17 protein-coding genes are annotated in these 17835 nt (G+C 61.3%); 8 read left to right on the top strand and 9 right to left on the bottom strand.

Annotation, left to right across the window (positions count from 1 at the left end; all coding sequences use genetic code 11):
* The first annotated feature begins 7 nt into the window (after nt 1-7).
* From ccmA to J4721_RS06630, 5 genes are read left to right on the top strand one after another with little or no spacing between them, the layout of a single operon-like run.
* Nucleotides 8-634, top strand: a complete 627-nt coding sequence (gene ccmA / locus J4721_RS06650) for a heme ABC exporter ATP-binding protein CcmA (RefSeq protein WP_211002437.1) — start codon at nt 8-10, stop codon at nt 632-634.
* Nucleotides 631-1287, top strand: coding sequence for a heme exporter protein CcmB (ccmB, locus tag J4721_RS06645; protein WP_014874911.1), 657 nt, complete (start codon nt 631-633; stop codon nt 1285-1287). The genes ccmA and ccmB overlap by 4 nt, the downstream gene beginning before the upstream one ends.
* A gap of 45 nt (nt 1288-1332) precedes the next feature.
* Nucleotides 1333-2064 (top strand): heme ABC transporter permease, encoded by a 732-nt coding sequence (locus J4721_RS06640; protein ID WP_102849245.1) that lies wholly within the window; start codon nt 1333-1335, stop codon nt 2062-2064.
* Complete coding sequence (gene ccmD, locus J4721_RS06635; protein ID WP_199536260.1) at nt 2061-2234, top strand: heme exporter protein CcmD; 174 nt, start codon at nt 2061-2063, stop codon at nt 2232-2234. The genes J4721_RS06640 and ccmD overlap by 4 nt, the downstream gene beginning before the upstream one ends.
* Nucleotides 2227-2766 (top strand): DsbE family thiol:disulfide interchange protein, encoded by a 540-nt coding sequence (locus tag J4721_RS06630; RefSeq protein WP_211002438.1) that lies wholly within the window; start codon nt 2227-2229, stop codon nt 2764-2766. Before ccmD ends, J4721_RS06630 begins: the two co-directional genes overlap by 8 nt.
* A 75-nt stretch (nt 2767-2841) precedes the next feature.
* Here J4721_RS06630 and J4721_RS06625 read toward each other — a convergent pair whose 3' ends face one another.
* Nucleotides 2842-3141, bottom strand: coding sequence for a putative quinol monooxygenase (locus J4721_RS06625; RefSeq protein ID WP_254659188.1), 300 nt, complete (start codon nt 3139-3141; stop codon nt 2842-2844).
* A gap of 277 nt (nt 3142-3418) precedes the next feature.
* Nucleotides 3419-6106: an aconitate hydratase AcnA gene (gene acnA, locus J4721_RS06620; protein WP_014874906.1), complete on the bottom strand. Its 2688-nt coding sequence runs from the start codon at nt 6104-6106 to the stop codon at nt 3419-3421.
* Nucleotides 6107-6351: 245 nt separating this feature from the next.
* Here acnA and J4721_RS06615 point away from each other — a divergent pair, with 245 nt between their 5' ends.
* Nucleotides 6352-7083 (top strand): thioredoxin family protein, encoded by a 732-nt coding sequence (locus J4721_RS06615; RefSeq protein WP_211002439.1) that lies wholly within the window; start codon nt 6352-6354, stop codon nt 7081-7083.
* A 14-nt stretch (nt 7084-7097) separates the two neighbouring features.
* On the opposite strand, the gene J4721_RS06610 is transcribed toward J4721_RS06615, so the two are convergent.
* From J4721_RS06610 to J4721_RS06590, 5 genes are all read right to left on the bottom strand, one after another.
* Nucleotides 7098-8033 (bottom strand): lysophospholipid acyltransferase family protein, encoded by a 936-nt coding sequence (locus J4721_RS06610; protein ID WP_211002440.1) that lies wholly within the window; start codon nt 8031-8033, stop codon nt 7098-7100.
* Nucleotides 8034-8424: 391 nt separating this feature from the next.
* Nucleotides 8425-9618: a flagellar motor switch protein FliG gene (locus J4721_RS06605; protein WP_014874903.1), complete on the bottom strand. Its 1194-nt coding sequence runs from the start codon at nt 9616-9618 to the stop codon at nt 8425-8427.
* Between the two features lie 76 nt (nt 9619-9694).
* A complete protein-coding gene (locus tag J4721_RS06600; protein WP_061047784.1) occupies nt 9695-10300 on the bottom strand; it encodes a tetratricopeptide repeat protein in 606 nt (201 codons plus the stop codon).
* A gap of 187 nt (nt 10301-10487) precedes the next feature.
* Nucleotides 10488-11792, bottom strand: a complete 1305-nt coding sequence (purB, locus tag J4721_RS06595; protein WP_014880249.1) for an adenylosuccinate lyase — start codon at nt 11790-11792, stop codon at nt 10488-10490.
* 274 nt (nt 11793-12066) lie between these two features.
* The gene (locus tag J4721_RS06590) at nt 12067-13323 is read right to left on the bottom strand and encodes a bifunctional alpha/beta hydrolase/OsmC family protein (protein WP_102858693.1); all 1257 of its coding nucleotides are present in this window, start codon (nt 13321-13323) and stop codon (nt 12067-12069) included.
* A 95-nt stretch (nt 13324-13418) separates the two neighbouring features.
* On the opposite strand from J4721_RS06590, the gene J4721_RS06585 reads away from it, so the two are divergent.
* Entirely contained in the window at nt 13419-13979 is a 561-nt protein-coding gene (locus J4721_RS06585; RefSeq protein WP_102874133.1) for an NUDIX hydrolase, read from the top strand.
* A 78-nt stretch (nt 13980-14057) separates the two neighbouring features.
* Here the strand turns inward: J4721_RS06585 and dddP are convergent, their stop codons facing one another.
* Nucleotides 14058-15410, bottom strand: a complete 1353-nt coding sequence (gene dddP / locus J4721_RS06580; protein ID WP_211002496.1) for a dimethylsulfonioproprionate lyase DddP — start codon at nt 15408-15410, stop codon at nt 14058-14060.
* Nucleotides 15411-15597: 187 nt separating this feature from the next.
* On the opposite strand from dddP, the gene J4721_RS06575 reads away from it, so the two are divergent.
* Entirely contained in the window at nt 15598-16356 is a 759-nt protein-coding gene (locus J4721_RS06575) for a DUF3445 domain-containing protein (protein WP_211002441.1), read from the top strand.
* Nucleotides 16357-16399: 43 nt separating this feature from the next.
* Here J4721_RS06575 and J4721_RS06570 read toward each other — a convergent pair whose 3' ends face one another.
* Nucleotides 16400-17425 carry a hypothetical protein gene (locus J4721_RS06570; protein WP_211002442.1) on the bottom strand — a complete coding sequence of 342 codons (1026 nt, stop codon included), beginning with the start codon at nt 17423-17425 and terminating at the stop codon, nt 16400-16402.
* Nucleotides 17426-17835: the final 410 nt, after the last annotated feature.

The raw sequence follows: 17835 nt of genomic DNA, 5'->3' as shown, positions 1-17835 counted from the left end.
GGATTTCATGACAGTGACCATCGCAGGGCTGAGCATCGCGCGTGGCGGCGTTCCGGTGCTGGAAGGCGTGAGCTTTGCGCTGACGCCGGGTCGGGCGCTGATCCTGCGGGGGCCGAACGGCTGTGGCAAGACCACCCTGTTGCGCACCATCGCCGGGCTGCAACCGCCACTGGCAGGGGATATTACGTTTGACGGGACCGTGGATGAAGACGACATCGCCTATGCAGGCCACGCCGATGGGATCAAGCTGACGCTGACGGTGGCGGAGAACCTGCAGTTCTGGGCGGCAATCTTTGCCACAGGTGCGATTGATGCCGCGCTGGATGCCTTTGATTTACGCGGCCTACGGGATCGTCCTGCGGGAGCCTTATCAGCGGGTCAGAAACGACGTCTGGGCCTTGCACGGCTGATGGTCACCGGGCGGCGCTACTGGATATTGGATGAGCCGACCGTTAGTCTGGATCGCGCGTCAGTGCAGCAGTTCGCGGGCGTGGTGCAGGGGCATCTGGACAGCGGCGGTGGGGCGTTGATTGCCACCCATATCGACCTCGGCCTGGATGGCGATACGCTGGATGTCAGCCGGTTTCGCGCCAAGCTGCCGGATCTGGATAATTTCGACGGAGCCTTCCTGTGAGGGCGCTGTTGCTGCGGGACCTGCGGCTGGCCCTGCGCGCGGGCGGTGGCTTTGGTCTGGGGCTGGCGTTTTTCCTGATCGTGACGGTACTGGTTCCGTTTTCCGTCGGACCGCAATCGGAGCTGCTGGGCCGGATTGCCCCCGGTGTGCTGTGGCTGGGCGCGCTGTTGGCATGTCTGTTGTCGCTGGACCGGCTGCTGGCGCTGGACTGGGAGGACGGAACGCTGGATCTGATGGCCACCGCCCCGCTACCGCTGGAAGCGGTGGTGACGATCAAGGCGTTGGCCCATTGGATCACCACCAGCCTGCCGCTGGTGCTGGCGGCCCCGGTGCTGGGGGTGCTGCTCAACCTGCCAACGGCGGGATTCCTCTGGCTGGTGGTCTCGCTGCTGCTGGGCACGCCCGCGCTGTCGGTGATCGGAACCTTTGGTGCGGCGCTGACTGTCGGGTTAAAACGGGGCGGGCTGTTGATGTCGCTTTTGGTGTTGCCGCTTTATGTGCCGACACTGATCTTCGGGGCGGAGGCCGCGCGGCGGGGCGCAGCCGGTATGGCAGTGGAAACACCGCTGTTGATGCTGGCCGGTATTTCGGCCGCGACGCTGGCGCTGCTGCCCTTTGCCAGCGCCGCCGTCCTGCGCGTCAATTTGCGCTAGGATGAATGAATTGAGATCCCTCCAAGCAAGAGCTAAATAGCCACTATGTCGATCTGGGAATATGCCAATCCAAAGAAGTTCCTGACCACCTCGGAGCGGGTGATGCCTGCGCTGTGGGTTTCGGCGGCTGTGCTGTGCACGGTTGGGCTGATCTGGGGGTTCTTCTTCACGCCTGATGACTACCGTCAGGGATCCACCGTCAAGATCATCTTCCTGCATGTGCCTGCGGCGCTGATTGCGATCAACGCCTGGTTCATGATGCTGGTCGCCTCGCTGATCTGGGTGGTACGGCGTCATCACGTCAGCGCACTGGCGGCGAAGGCTGCGGCCCCGGTCGGAGTTGTCATGACGCTGATTGCGCTGATCACCGGTGCGCTTTGGGGCCAGCCGATGTGGGGCACCTGGTGGGAATGGGATCCACGACTGACCTCATTTCTGGTGCTGTTCCTGTTCTACCTTGGCTATATCGCCCTGTGGGAAGCCATCGAGGACCCGGATACCGCCGCAGATCTGACGTCCATCCTGTGTCTGGTGGGGTCGGTCTTTGCAGTGCTCAGCCGCTATGCGGTCAATTTCTGGAACCAGGGGCTGCATCAGGGGGCCTCGCTGTCGCTGGACAAGGAAGAGAACGTGGCGGATGCGTTCTCCAACCCGCTGTATGTCTGCATGATCGGCTTTGGTCTCTTGTTTCTGGCGCTGGTGCTATACCGTACCGGAACGGAAATTCGCGCCCGGCGGATGCGCGCCCTGATGCTGCGGGAAAGGATGCAAGCATGATGCCAGATCTTGGAAAATATGCGGTTGAGGTGCTGTCCTCTTATGCCGTGTCTCTGCTGTTGTTGCTGGCTCTGCTGCTGATGACATTTGCCCGTGGTCGCCGCGTACGGCAGCAGATGCAGGAGATGGAACAGCAGATGCAAGGCCCGGGAGGAACGCCCCGTGGCTAAGATCTCCCCTGTGATGGCACTGCCCGTGCTGGTCTTTGGCAGTTTTGTTGCACTGGCCTTTGCTGGCATGTTTCGCAACGACCCCGAAAGCCTGCCGTCTGCCCGTGAGGGGCAATCCGCGCCACCGGTGGTTCTCACCAGCTTTGCCGATGATCCCGGATTTGATGATGCCATCCTGCGTGACGGCACGGTGAAACTGGTGAATTTCTGGGCCAGCTGGTGCGGTCCCTGCCGGGTGGAACATCCGAGCCTTGACGCATTGTCCAGCGAAGGGCTGGCGATCTATGGCGTCAACTACAAGGATCAGGAAGACAATGCCGTCGGGTTCTTAGAGGAACTGGGCAACCCCTATCGCGCAATAGGCCGGGACGAGGCTGGGCGGATGGCGCTGGACTGGGGTGTTTACGGCGTGCCGGAAACCTATGTGATCGACGGGGAGGGGACCATTATCCTGCGGTTTGCCGGTCCCATCACGCAGCGGGTGATCGACACCACCCTGCGTCCGGCGCTGGAGCGTGCCGCGCAGAACTGATCCGGGTCCAATGCCGCAAGGCAAGCGATTGGAAACATACTCAAGCGGGGCCGCATTTGGCTCCGCTTTTTGGTGTCAGCCAAGCGTATAGGTGCGGAAGATCTGCTCGTCGTGGATCAACTCGCCCAGACGCTCAAAGTCGCCCCGTTCCGCGCGCCAGGTCAGATAGGCGCTCTGGGCTTCGCTGCTTTCCCAGATTTGAAAAATCACCATCTCTTCGCGCTCCGGTGCCAGCAGCAGATGTGCCTCGATACAGCCGGGAAACTCGCGGGTCTCCGGCATCATTGCCTGGGTTGCGGCTGCCAACTCGTCGAACAGGCTGGGCACCGCTTTCACGGTGACGATAACGGCTTCTTTTTCAGGGGTATTTGTCACGGGCTGTCCGTTTGAGGTTGCTGTACCGCCGGGGTGGCAGGGCATGTTTGTTATCACTGATCCAGATAGGGCATCGGGATGTGTCGACCATCATCTCGAATGCTAGCCCGGTAAACGCTGTGTCGTCCAGACGGAAGTTGACGCAAGGGAAATTGGCGTCGCAGGTGCCCTTCATGCGGGTGCGGGGAAAGCGGGTTTTCGTATCCTAAACAAAAACGGGCACCGCTGTGGCGCCCGTTTTCTGTGCTTTGCCGCGCAGGGTACCTGCGCTGGTTTTTTACGATTTGGCGAGGTTGCGCAGCACGTAGTGCAGAACGCCGCCATGTTCGATGTATTCGATCTCAGGCGCGGTATCGATGCGGCACTTCAGGGTGATGGTCTTGGTTGTGCCATCGCCGTAGGTGATGTCGCAGGAGACCTCTTCCTGAGGTTTGATCGTGTCCAGACCGTGGATCGAGACGGTTTCATCTCCGGTGAGGTTCAGCGATTTGCGGGTATCACCGCCGGTGAACTCAAACGGGATGACGCCCATGCCAACCAGGTTGGAGCGGTGAATACGCTCAAAGCTCTCGGCGATCACGGCCTTGACGCCCAGCAGGGCTGTGCCCTTGGCCGCCCAGTCGCGCGAAGAGCCGGCACCATACTGCTCACCACCGAAGACAACCAGCGGGGTGCCCTGTTCCTGATAGGCCATAGAGGCCTCGTAAACAGAGGTCTGTTCGCCATCGGGGCCTTTGGTATAGCCGCCTTCGACACCGTCGAGCATCTCATTCTTGATGCGGATGTTGGCAAAGGTGCCGCGCATCATGATCTCGTGGTTGCCACGACGCGAGCCGTAGGAGTTGAACTCACGCGGTTGCACCTGACGGTCCAGCAGATACTGGCCAGCCGGGGTGGTTGTCGCGAAAGAACCTGCCGGGGAAATGTGGTCGGTGGTGACCATATCGCCAAGGATCAAGAGCGGCTTGGCGTCCTTGATGTTGGAGATGGTGCCCGGCTCCGTGCCCATACCCTGGAAGTAGGGCGGGTTCTGGATGTAGGTGGAGGCTGCAGGCCAGTCGTAGGTTTCTGCATCGGTGGTTTCCACGGCCTGCCACTTCTCGTCACCTTTGAACACATCGGCATATTTCGACAGGAAGGCTTCGCGGGTCACGGTCGCTTCGACCAGATCTGCGATCTCCTTCTGGCTCGGCCAGATGTCTTTCAGGTAGACGTCGTTGCCGTCCTTATCCTGTGCGATCGGATCGGTTGCCAGATCGATGTCCATGGTACCAGCCAGCGCATAGGCGACGACCAGCGGCGGCGAGGCCAGGTAGTTGGCACGCACATCGGGGCTGATACGGCCTTCGAAGTTGCGGTTGCCGGACAGGACGGAGGTCGCGACCAGATCCCCTTCGGCGATGGCGTCGGACAGTTCCTGCTGGATCGGGCCGGAGTTGCCGATACAGGTGGTGCAGCCATAACCCACGAGGTTAAAGCCGATCTTGTCCAGATCTTCCTGAAGGTTTGCGGCCTCCAGATAGGCGGACACAACCTGTGAACCGGGCGCAAGCGAGGTTTTGACCCAGGGTTTGCGATCCAGACCCAATGCGGCGGCCTTGCGCGCCACAAGGCCCGCACCGATCATCACATAGGGGTTGGATGTGTTGGTGCAGGAGGTGATCGAGGCGATCACGACCTTGCCGCTTTCCATGGTGTAGTCTTCGCCTTTGACGGCGATTTCCTTGCCCATGGGACGCTTGAACGTCTCTTCCATTTCCTTCTGGAAGGCCGCCTTGGCACCGGTCAGGGCGACATAGTCCTGCGGGCGTTTCGGGCCGGAGATCGCAGGCACGATGGTGCCCATGTCGAGGCTCAGCGTGTCTGTGTAGATCGGGGCGTAATCCGCATCGCGCCAGAAGCCGTTTTCCTTCGCGTAGGCTTCGACCAGCGCGATACGATCTTCGTCGCGGCCGGTGTTGCGCAGGTAGCGGATTGTTTCATCGTCGATCGGGAAGAAGCCACAGGTGGCACCATATTCAGGCGCCATGTTGGCGATGGTGGCACGGTCTGCCAGCGGCAGCGTGTCCAGACCCTTGCCGTAGAATTCCACGAATTTGCCAACAACACCCTTGGCGCGCAGCATTTCCACAACCTTCAGCACGAGGTCGGTGCCGGTGGTACCTTCGACCATGGCGCCGGTCAGCTCAAAGCCGATGACCTCAGGGATCAGCATGGAAATCGGCTGACCCAGCATCGCAGCCTCGGCCTCAATGCCGCCAACACCCCAGCCCAGAACGGCCGCGCCGTTGACCATGGTGGTGTGGCTGTCGGTGCCAACCAGCGTGTCAGGGTAGGCAACCATATCGCCGTTCTGATCCTCATCCGACCAGATGGTCTGGGCGAGATATTCCAGGTTCACCTGGTGGCAGATGCCGGTGCCCGGGGGCACAACGCGGAAGTTGTTGAACGCGCCTTGGCCCCATTTCAGGAACTGATAGCGCTCCATGTTGCGTTCGTATTCGCGGTCAACGTTCATCTGGAACGCGCGCGGGTTGCCGAACTCGTCGATCATGACCGAGTGGTCGATGACCAGATCAACCGGGTTCAGCGGGTTGATCTTCTGGGCGTCGCCCCCCAGCGCCTTGATCCCGTCGCGCATGGCGGCGAGGTCCACAACAGCGGGAACGCCGGTGAAATCCTGCATCAGCACGCGGGCCGGACGATAGGCGATTTCGCGGGGGTTCTTGCCGCCATTGGCGCCCCATTCGGCGAAGGCCTTGATATCGTCAGTGGAGACGGAGAAGCCGCCGTCCTCAAACCGTAGCATATTTTCCAGCACCACTTTCAGCGCGGCAGGCAGCTTGGCAAAATCGCCAAGACCGGCCTCGGTGGCGGCGGGGATCGAGTAATAGGAGATCGACTTGCCGCCTGCGCTCAGTTTGCGGCGCGTCTTGGCATTGTCCTGTCCGACGGTGATAGGCATGTTTGGCCTCCCTCTGGGATGTGAATACAGGGAATTCGCTACCGGCTATCTGCAACAGGTCGGGCGTGCATTCAATAGCTGAAACGCCGCAGGCGGTATTTTTGTATGCAATAGTACACAAAATTTGCACCAACGTCGCATTTTGCCCCAAATTGCCCTGCGCACGACGGTCTCAAGAATGATTGATTGGTCATTTCAACCCGGCGCCGCTACATCGGTAGATCAGAGCAAAAAGGGTTCGTTGCATGAAATTTATCGCATCGCTTTTTCTGGCCGTGTGGATGACGCTGCCAACCGGGGCCGCCGCCCAGAGCGGTGGACCGGCCACGGATCTGGTGGTGGTGGAGCTGTTCACCTCGCAGGGGTGCTCCTCCTGCCCGCCGGCCGATGCGTTGCTGCGGCAGCTGACGGCGCGGCCTGATGTGCTGCCGCTGGCGCTGCACGTGGATTACTGGGATTATATCGGCTGGAAAGATCAGTTCGCCGATCCCGCCCACACCCGCCGCCAGAAAGGATACGCCCATGTTGGCGGGCGTCAGATGGTCTACACTCCGCAGATGATCGTGAACGGTCAGGACGATGTGGTTGGGGCCAATGCGATGAAACTGAGCGAGACCATCGCCGCGCATCAGGCACGCCCAACCCCGGTTGCGATCACCATCGACAGTACTCAAAGCGGCACGGGCGGGATCGCGGTTCAGCTGCGCCGCGCCGATGCCGCACCGCTATTGTCAGGGCCGATTTCCATCCAACTGGTGCGCTATGCGCCGTTGAAAACGGTTGATATCTCTCGTGGTGAGCTGGCCGGTCGACGGCTGGACTATGCCAATGTGGTGGAGCAGATTGACCGGGTGGCGGATTGGGACGGGCAGGGCACATTGGAGCTGACCGTGGCGCTGACCGATACGCGTCCGGCGGCGCTGCTGGTTCAGCAGGCACCCTACGGCGCTATTCTTGCGGCGGCGACGCTCAACTAAGCGGCGCCTCGCTCTCAGCCGGGGCTGGAACCTGGCCCGTTCGGCGGGGATTTCGGGATCGGCACATAGGGTTTCCAGCGGCGATGAACCCAGAACCATTGCCCCATGTGCTGGCGTACCAGATCTTCCAGCCGTTGGCAGACGGTAGTGGTCATGGTGATCGGATCAGACGGGGCGATCTCCTCCTGCACGACAATCTCAAAATCGAGACCATTGGGCTGGCGAATGGCATAGACCGGGATCATCGCGGCCTTGTATTTCAGCGCCAGTTCCGCAGGCACGATGGAGGTCACGGCAGGTTCGCCGAAGAAGTCGATATTGACCCCGCCATGGGCGTGCAGATCCGCGACGATTGCAATGATGCCGCCCTGTTTCAGGTGACGGACCATCTCCATCATGCCGCGTTTGCCCTGTTCAAACATCGGTTTGCCGGTCTTTTCAATCGCCTGCACGTAGTGGTCGTTGAAATAGGGGTTGGCCATCCGGCGATAGAGCGCGCCCATGGCAAAGCCACGCCGGATTAGATTGGCGCGGGCGGCATCGTAATTGCCAAAATGCCCGGTGACCAGAATGACCGGTCGCCCCTCGGCGCGGGCGCGTTCCAGTGCTGGCAGGCCCGGGCCGGAGACGGGTGCCGCCCAGGCGCGCTCAAGGAAGGGCTGTCCGGCATAGAGCTCGGCCACCACGCGGCCCACGTTGTCGCTCACCTCATCACAGAGCCGCGCGACATCCGCCTCCGGCAGTTCAGGACGGGTGAGCGCAAGATTATCCCGGACACGTTTGTGAAACCCCACCAATGGGGCAGCCTTGCGCATCACCCAGCCCATTGCCGGAACACGCTTTTCATAAGGGATCAGCCGAAGCGCCCCGATCAGGCCACGCAGTGCCAGATTGCTGGCGTAGTAACTGGCGCGACGGCCTGGGGACAGGGTGGAGGGATCGACGGGCATGTCCGGAGGGCCTGCAATTGGAGAGACAAAATCAACCGCGACCATAAACGGCAGCGCGCAGAGGCACAAGCAAGCCCGGCGGCGATCCGCAGTCGCGGGCTGACCTTAGCGGAGCCGCCTCACCGGCAGAGGCCTGGCGTGCCGTTTGGCTAGGTATCACCTATGGACCAGTAGCCGACGGGTGGCTGGCGGCTGTCCGTGTTGCGCGCCGTTGGCCGGATCAGCCGTGGTTCGGACGCGCAGTCGCGGATCAGCTGCCGCGCCCGCCACTGCTCCGTATCTCGTCAGATCGAGGGTCAGATCATGCCAACGCGCCTTACAGCTATGACGGGCGGCAATGAACACCGGGCGAGATCACCCCGGGGGGTCGTAGCGGCGACGGGTTGCAGGCTCAGTCTTCTTCGTCTTCCTCGGCTGAGCGAAGCTCAACCTCGCCGGAGTTCACCAGCTCCCGCAGGGCGTTGACGATGGTGCTCATGGCGCCTTCTCCGACACTGCGCTTGACCTTGCCGCGCTCGCTCACCTCTTCGCGGATGTTGTTGGCCATGCGGCTGGACATATTGGCGAGCATGAATTCGCTGGTTTCGACATCTTCCTCGTCAGTGGCAAAGGCGATGGCGGTGACAAGATCCTGCTGCGCCAGAACACGGGCGATTTTCGGCACGTCCACCGGGCTCACCCGCTGGGCGATCAACGCATAGGTGAAGATCGATTTGCGCACGTCGCCGGCAAATTCCTCATCTTCCTCATCCAGGGCGGTCAGCACCTCATCGCGTTTGCCAGCTGCGGCTTGGGTCAGGATCGCGCCCATCCGCTGGCCCGGGGTCTCGTCAAAGGCGACCTCGGGCCGCGCCTCGATCTGCGCGGCGAGGGACAGGCCGATGCGATCCACCGTATCCGGGGTTACGGCGGCAGTCTGGCTGACGGCATAGGTAATGCGGCGGGCAACCGGGCCGGGCAGGTGGATCAACATCTGCGCCGCCTTGGTGGTGTCCAGCTTCGACAGCAGAACGGCGGCGACTTCTGTGCTTTCGGCCTCAGCCAGCTCGGCGAGATCCTCTGGTGGTAGGGCGCGCAGACGCTCCCACGGGTCGCCAAACTGGCGCACGCCAGCTTCCTTGCGCAGACGACTGGCGGTCTGGCGGCTGATCTTGCCCTCCATCGCAGAGAGTGCGCCGGCCAGCCCGTTGGGAAAGGACAGCCCGACATTGTCCAGCATTTCGGCAAATTCGCCGGCCACCTCATGCAGGGTGTCGCGGTCGATCAGCCCCATGCGGCCCATCTGCTGTGTCAGTTCGATCTGTAGATCATCGGGCAGGGATTCCAGCGGGATATCCGCACCTTCATTCAGCAGCAGGCGCACCACGATGGCTGCTTTTGCTTTGCCGCTAAGCTTGGATTTGGCGGGCATGCCGCCACCCATTGCGGGCATATCCAGCGCGCCACCGCTCATGCCGCCCATTCCCAGATCACCGCCGAGGTCCCCGCCGAAATCCATTCCGCCAAGCGGAGCAGGGGCGGAAAAATCACCCAAATCATCTGAGGAGGCCGCCATGGGAAGCGCCAAAGCATTTTCATTCTGCATTTATGAGCCCTAGCCAAAAAGATTCTCTTTCTGTTGTCTCCAATCTAGGGCCCAAGCAGTAAATAAATGCTGAAAATCAGTAGCTTTGCGTCTGCCCGGACAAAAGAGCCTCGCGCAGGGAGACTTCGGCCCAGCTGTCGCTGCCACCCGTGGCGCGGATGATCTTCCACTGTTCCAGCGCAAGTCCATATTTTCCTTCGGTTACAAAACCTTGACCCATATACGAACGCGCAAGGTGGTTCTGGGGATCCTGCGCGATGGCCTGAGTGTAATAGGACAGCGCCTGTTCAGAATAGCCTTGCTTACGATAGGTGAAGCCCCAATAGGTCAGCACCCGGCTATCCGTTTGGTCAGGCATCGCAGCCAGTACCGCCTGCGCGTCGCTATAGCGCCCGGCATAGGCGAGTTCGCGCACCGCATCATACATCTCGTCGGGGTCCAGCGAGGATTGTTTGGGCGCAACGCAGCGCTGTTTCTGATCATCCCAGACCTTGGCGCCCTTGCAGGTCTTGGTGGTGTTGGTTGGCTTTGGCGCGGCGCTGTCACCGCCTCCGGCTGCCAGGGCGCCGCTGGCAAATGCCGCAGAGAGCACCAGCGCGGGCAGGGTGGCGCAGCCGGCGCGTATTGCAGATGCGGGCAGAGAGCGGGCATGAGTGGCGTTACGTGTCAGCATGGCAGGCATTAGTTCGTCCTTTTGTCGCGCGCGCCGCAGGTCTGCGGCCTGTTGGATCGCTTCACCTTAGACGGTTGATCGCTGCCGCGCGATAACAAGACGGTGAGACGTGATCCCAGCGCTGTGTGACCAAAGAAAAAGGGCCGCCTGTCTGTGACAGAACGGCCCCGGATCTGTGGTGCAGATCGCCGACGGCTTAGGCGCCGAAGACCCGCTTGAAAATCGTGTCGACATGTTTGGTGTGATAGCCCATGTCGAATTTCTCGTTGATCGCCTCTTCGCCAAGGGCGGCGACCACATCCGCATCCGCCAACAGCAGTTCACGGAAATCAACGCGATCTTCCCAGACCTTCAGGGCGTTGCGCTGCACCATGGAATAGGCGTCCTCGCGGCTGACACCCGCCTGCGTCAGGGCCAGCAGAACCCGCTGCGACATCACCAGACCGGGGAATTTATTCATGTTGTCCAGCATGTTCTCCGGGAAGACCAGCATCTTGTCGATGACGCCTGCCAGACGGTTCAACGCAAAATCCAGGGTCACGGTGGCGTCGGGGCCGATGCCGCGCTCAACGGAGGAGTGCGAGATATCGCGCTCATGCCACAGGGCCACGTTTTCCATCGCCGGGATCACCGCCATGCGCACCAAACGGGCGAGACCGGTGAGGTTCTCGGTCAGAACGGGGTTCTTCTTATGCGGCATCGCAGAGGAGCCTTTCTGCCCCATGGAGAAGAACTCGGCCCCCTCCAGCACTTCGGTGCGCTGCATGTGGCGGATTTCCACCGCGATGTTTTCAATCGAGGAGGCAATCACCCCAAGCGTGGCAAAGAACATTGCGTGACGGTCGCGCGGGATCACCTGGGTCGAAATCGGTTCAGGGCTGAGGCCGAGCTGCTCGCAGACATGTTCTTCAACGCGGGGGTCGATATTGGCAAAGGTGCCAACCGCGCCGGAGATCGCGCCTGTGGCGACTTCGCTGCGGGCGTTCTGCAGGCGCTGTTTGTTGCGGTCCATCTCGGCGTAGAAACGGGCGAAGGTCAGACCCATGGTGGTCGGCTCGGCGTGGATCCCGTGGGACCGACCGACACGCACGGTGTCCTTGTGCTCGAGCGCGCGTTTCTTCAGCGCGGCCAGAACCTTGTCCATGCCACCCAGCAGGATGTCGGCGGCGCGCACCAGCTGCACGTTGAGGCAGGTGTCCAGCACGTCAGACGATGTCATGCCCTGATGCACGAAGCGGGCTTCCTCTGATCCGACATGCTCGGCCAGATGGGTCAGAAAGGCGATGACGTCATGTTTGGTGACGGCCTCGATCTCATCAATACGCGCGACATCGAATTCGACATCTTTGGCTTTCCATACCGCGTCGGCATTCTCGCGCGGGATCACACCCAGATTGGCCATGGCTTCGCAGGCGTGGGCCTCGATCTCGTACCAGATCTTGAATTTGGTTTCCGGCGACCAGATGGCAACCATTTCAGGACGGGAATAGCGGGGGATCATGGGCAGCAGCACCTTTTCATAGCAGGGCAGAAGGGAAGCGGATGATGCCGCGCGTCTTAGAGCAGCGCGCCCTACAGGGCAAGGGTGGGGGCGCGCGCCGCGACAGAAAGCCCGCAAATCCAGGTCTCTTATGGTACAAAGGCTGACGTCCGGCTTGCACGGATACGGAATTGCCCAGGGCCTGCCGATAATTGGGCAGTGCCTCAGGCTGGGGAGGAGCCCCCTTTTCGGAAGGGGGTCAGGCTGATGTCATCAGGGCCGACGGGTTTTCGGATCAGAACGGCAGATGGGCGGGATCGACATCCGCCTCGCTTTCAGGCTCATCCAACCGGGTGGTCACCTTGGCGCCATGTTCCAGCGTGCGATGCACCGGGCAGCGGTCGGCAATCTCCAGCAGTTTGGCCCGTTGATCATGGGTCAGATTACCACTGAGGTAGATCACACGGGTGAACTGGTCGATTTGCGCCGGACCGGACGGCAGCGCGTCCTGTGCATGGACCTTGTCATGGCAGACATCCACGCTGACCCCTTCCAGCGGCCAGCCTTTGCGGCGGGCATACATGCGGATGGTCATCGAGGTGCAGGCGCCCAGCCCGGCCGAGATAAACCCGTAAGGCGTCATGCCGCGATTGCTGCCGCCATAGGCCAGCGGCTCATCCGCGTAGGTGTGATGGCGCGGGCCGGACTGGATATCCTGCAGAAAACCGTTCGGATCAGCTTCGGTGACGCGCAACACACCCTCAGGCGCGCCGGGGGGCGGTGCCGGGGGTGACAGATCGATATAGCGCCCGGCCCAGGCGGCAATGACATCAGCGGCATATTCCGCATCACGGGGCCGCGTGATCAGATGATCGGCATCATCCAGGGTAATGAAGCTCTTTGGGTGTTTCGCGGCAACAAAGATATCGGCGGCATTGTCGATACTGACCGTGGCATCCAGAGGGGCGTGCATCACCAGCAGGGCGGCATCCAGACCGGCAAGGGCGCTGGTCAGCGCCTCGGCGCGGATATCATCGACAAATTGCTTGCGGATCAGGAACGGGCGGTCAGCCAGACAGACCTCCGCCGCGCCTTCGGCCTCAATGACCTCCAGCGCATCTCCAAACTGATGGGCCACATGAGAAGGGTCAGAGGGCGCGCCCAGCGTAACAACGCCGCGCACCGATGGCAGCCCGGCCCGCGCCCGCAATACCGCAGCGCCGCCCAGCGAGTGACCGATCAGCAACGAGGGCGCCAGCCCGCGCCCCGCAAGATATTGCCCGGCCGCGACCAGATCGGCGACATTGGAGCTGAAGTTGGTATTGGAAAATTCACCATCGGAATGGCCGAGGCCGGTGAAATCAAACCTTAAAACCGCAATGCCCATGGCCGCCAGACGGGCCGAGATGCGCCGTGCCGCGGGGATGTCCTTGGAGCAAGTGAAACAATGCGCAAACAGCGCAGTGGACAGGATCGGCCCTTCGGGCAGGTCCAGCCGCGCAGCCAGCTGGTCACCGGAGTGGCCGGAAAAAGAAATGCGTTCGGTGGGCATCAGGCTCGCCTTTATCTGGGGGTCACCCTAAGGTGCGGCGCCAGGCGGGCGGGCACAAGGCATCCGCCGCCCACGTCACGGGAAGGTGAGGGATATTGACAACAGAACTTTTGGCCGATGCCTGCGCAGGCATTGGAAGTTTCGCGCCGCAGGATAAGCGCGATCACGAGATGTGGCAGCGCCTGACCGCGTTTTGCGCGCGCGAACCAAAGGCGTTTGACCGGGATCCAGCCTCCGGCCATGTGACCGGATCGGCCTTTGTCCTTTCGGCGGATCTGTCAGCAGTGCTGCTGACCCATCACGCCAAACTGGACCGCTGGCTGCAATTGGGGGGACATTGCGACGGCATCGCCGATGCCCGGTTCATTGCCCTGAAAGAAGCCTATGAGGAAAGCGGTCTGGCCCGGATCAGCCTGTTGTCTGATCAGGTGTTTGACATTGATATCCACGAAATCCCTGCCAACAGCCGCGAGGCGGCGCATCTGCACTACGATGTGCGCTATCTGTTTCGCGCCGAGGCGGGGGATATCCGTGCCAGCGCCGAATCAAAGGCACTGGCCTGGGTGCCGCTGGCAAAGCTCTCGCAGTACAGTCGCGCTGACAGTGTGCTGGTCCTACAAGAGAAATTGGCCCGGTTACAAAGCGGAGGCGCCTGACGGCGCCACAGGTTCAGCCGCCTCTCCCCAGTGGGGAGAGCAGCCGTTTGGTCGTCGCACCCGCAGGCAGCAGAAACCTCAAACCCAACGGGTGGTGCCCATCAGAGCCGGATCAAACGGGTAGGTGGTGAGGTTTTCATAGCCAGTTTCCGTGATCAGGACCTGATCCTCCAGCTTGATTGAGAAATCGCCACCTTCGGGGCTGACCAGCGCCTCGACACAAAGCACCATGCCCGGCTCCAGATCATAATCGAAAGCGCCCTCGACCATGGCGTCCGGATAGGCCACCAGCGGCCATTCATCGCAAAGCCCGACGCCGTGCATCATGCAGCCGTATTTCTGCTTCTGGAACTGGGCATCCAGCAGATGGCAGTTGCGCGACAGCTCCTGCAGGTTCACGCCGGGTTTCAGCATCTCCATATTGCTCTGGATATGCTCAACCCCGTGCTGCATGGCATAGACCATATCGGCAGGCGGCGCGCGGTCGCCAATCCACCAGCTGCGCGAAATATCGATGCAGATCCCGTAGGAGCCGACCAGATCGGTGTCAAAGCTGACGATTTCATTGTTCTGGATGATGCGCCCGCCGCATTCCTGAAACCAGGGGTTGGTGCGCGGGCCTGAGGTCAGCAGCCTTGTTTCGATCCATTCACCGCCCCGGCGGATGTTTTCGGCGTGCAGAACGGCCCAGACGTCATCTTCACTGACGCCACCGCCGGGAATGGCGCTGCGGGCGAAGCGCTCCATCTCTGCGACGGCGGTTTCACAGGCGTGATTGGCGCAGCGCATGGCGAGGATTTCATCCGGCCCTTTCACAGCACGGCATTTTTCGGTCAGTTCTTCGCCGGGGAACACCTCAATCCCCTGTGCCTCAAGCGCGCGCAGCCCGTGTAGCATGATCTTGTCCACCGCGAGACGCGTGTTCTGGCCGCTATGTTCGGCCAGCAGCCGACGTACCTCATTGGCAAAGACGTCCGCCGCCACATCCACCTTATCGCCGCGATCAAAGTAGAACAGATCGGCCCCGGCCCGCTGTTCACGCACCAGAGGGTTGAATTCACTCAGGAACGGCGCCTGTTTGTAATCCCACATGACCATGTAGCCATCGGCGCAGATCAGCAGCGCGCGAAACGGATTATGGGTGTTCCACAGCTGCATATTGGTGGAATCCGTCGCGTAGCGGATGTTCATGGGGTCAAACACCAACAGCCCGGCATAATCGCGATCGTTGATGAACCGGGTCAGCCGCTCCCAACGGTAGCGGCGCATCGCCTGAAGGTCCGGCAGTTGCAGCCCTGCGGCGGCCCATTCACCAAAGGTCAGCTGGGTCGGCCCAATCTCGACGCGGTCCTGATCATTGGGGGTGTTGTCCCCAAGGGTGGCACCGCGTGTAGGGTCGATCTTGCGTGTATCGCGGTAATGCTCGTTCATCTCTGGCTCCGTATTCGACATCGTCTCGAAGGTGTCGCTGGACATCTCTGTCCAATGTTGTGCGGAGCGCGGAGGGGAGTCGCCACCAAATGCGACCGCGCAGACGGTCGTTTTCAGACAGATGTGTTTGGGGCAGCGTGTCGCATGTAGCGGGTGGTGCTACGCGTCGGGCTTGCTACAAAGTGTCATGACCGAGATTCTGCAGACCCGCCTGTCGTATAATCCGCTGGAGCAGCGGAAGTTGCCCGGTATTCAGCCATTGGCACCGGAGGACTGGCTGCATTTTGATGACGCTTACGCCGGGCAGATGGCGGAGCGGGAGCGGCTGTTGCAGCAGTGCCGCGCGCAAGTTGTGTATTGCGCGTCCGAGGCCACCCCGGCTGCTTCTGAGCTGTTGGAGGCGGTTCTGGCCCAGCTCTACCCAGATGCCGCGGGTCACAATGTGGTGCGGCCCGATGGGGGCGAGGTGACGGTAGATTGGGAGGATCCGCTGGGCACGCTTGGCCGGATTGCCCAGCAGGATTTCTGTATCCTGGAAAAACCGGAGGGCGCGCAGGAACATGTGCTGACCGGCGCGGTTCTGTGCTTTCCCGCAAATTGGACCCTGGCGGAGAAAGCGGGGCGGCCATTGATTGCCATCCACGAACCGGTCGACAGCTATGATACTGGCATTGCTGCGCGGGTGCAGCGGCTGTTTGACGGGGTGCAGGTGGGGCGGCCGATGTGGCGGTTTAATGCGTTGTGGTACGCCGATGCGACCCTGCATCAGCCGCGCCGCGTCAGTGGCGATCGCCCGCGTCCCGGCGCCGAAACGGCAGGCTATATGCGCAGTGAGCGCCAGACGATCCTTCGCCTTCCGCACAGCCGCGCCGTTATTTTCAGCATTCACACCAGTGTGTTACGTCGTGCGGATGTGATGGCCCAATGGGGGGCATCGTCGGCCTAGCCCGAATTCTCGGACTGGCTGGTCGCGAGACCGGGAAAACGGTCTAAAAGGCGACGGCGGCCGAGCTTTGCAAGGCAAGAAGGGCCGTTGCGCCGCAGACAATGTGTAGATGGCCACGCAGCTGGGGGCTGCGCAGGAGATGGCTGGTGGTTGCGATCATTCGCTGCGGCATGGCCGCGAGAAGACCGCCCAGCCGGGCAACGGCGGTTCCGCTGCCGCGGGGAGGTGTCATAACAGCTTTGGCACGCGCGCGGGCGCGATTGCGCGCCTCCAGAGCATGACGCCCGGTTGCACGGGTGTCAGGGGACTGCAACATCGCGGCGTAGTGTTCCTCCAGCTGAGCAACCGTTACCTCGACCGGCTCAAAACAGGCGCGTCCGCGCAGGCGCCCATTTGCAACCGGCTTGGCGCCGTTCGTGGGCTGGGGGAGAAGCGGCGGCGTATCAAGTGCGGCATCAATCGGTGTCGCAGCAGGGGGGGGCGCTTCGGGCGTCGTTTGCGGGCTGAGGGGCGCGCTCGACTTGGCGGCATGGATGCCGGCGATATCTGCGGCGATTTCGGTCACTGGGTAGGCGTCCGGTGCGGCGTGGTCTGCTGCTGCCTGCGCGTGGGATTCCGCCTGCGTTTCGGCATCTTCAAAAACCCCGAGGAAGGCGGCACGGGTCAGGGTGAAGGGCACGTGCAGCCAATCCACCGTCGCCACATCCAGATCCTCGGCCAGGCGGCGCAGGATCATTGCCAGCAACAGCTCGCTCAGTTCCACATCACAATGGTCCGGGTGGTTTGGGGTCAGCGTCACGCCAAGCGAACTGCGCAGCGGTGTCTCGGTGCTGTCAGCACCGGCAGCGCTGGCCTGCGTCGGTTTGATTGGATGGCGGCGATAGCGCAGCTCAACCCGGTAGTGATCACAATCAAGGCGGATCAGGTTGGGGTTTCGCGATTGGAACTGGCGCACGCTGTGGCCGTATTCTTCCAATGTATCGACCACTGCTGTCGAGCCGTTGGACAGCGCATCGGGGTCCCGGATTTCAAAACCCAGCTTGCCTTTATACTGATCTACCTGTGTCACCGTCAGGGTCCTCCGCTCAGGTGCTTCAGCAATTAAGTTAAAATTTGAAATGGCAGAAAGTGAGGCGGTGACAGCTGAGGGGTAAAAAATTCCTTTCCAATTTGATGATTGTGTTGCGATTGATTTAAGTCCCTGAAAATGAGTGAAAAAATAAGCGACTTCACCGCCGGTCTTTTTGAAATTGGGCAAGAACAGGGCAGCTGACGGCCATATTGATGCCGTAGCCCTTACAAATCAGGCCTGGGGACGAAAGTGTTTCCAATAGAATGACGCTAGGTCAACGTGGAAGGTTTGCGTGGATTTGCCGGGCTGTGCCGGGGAACCGGGGGCCGTGTTGAAAAACTGACATCCCGCATGCGACACGGCTCAGTTGGCAGCCAATCTGTCGACCGGGGCACCCGCGCGCCGAT

Source organism: Phaeobacter sp. HS011, from assembly GCF_018101215.1.
In the GTDB taxonomy this organism is placed as follows: Bacteria; Pseudomonadota; Alphaproteobacteria; order Rhodobacterales; family Rhodobacteraceae; genus Phaeobacter; species Phaeobacter inhibens.
The sequence above is the reverse complement of the archived record's forward strand: the minus strand, read 5'-3'. Positions and strand labels throughout refer to the sequence as shown.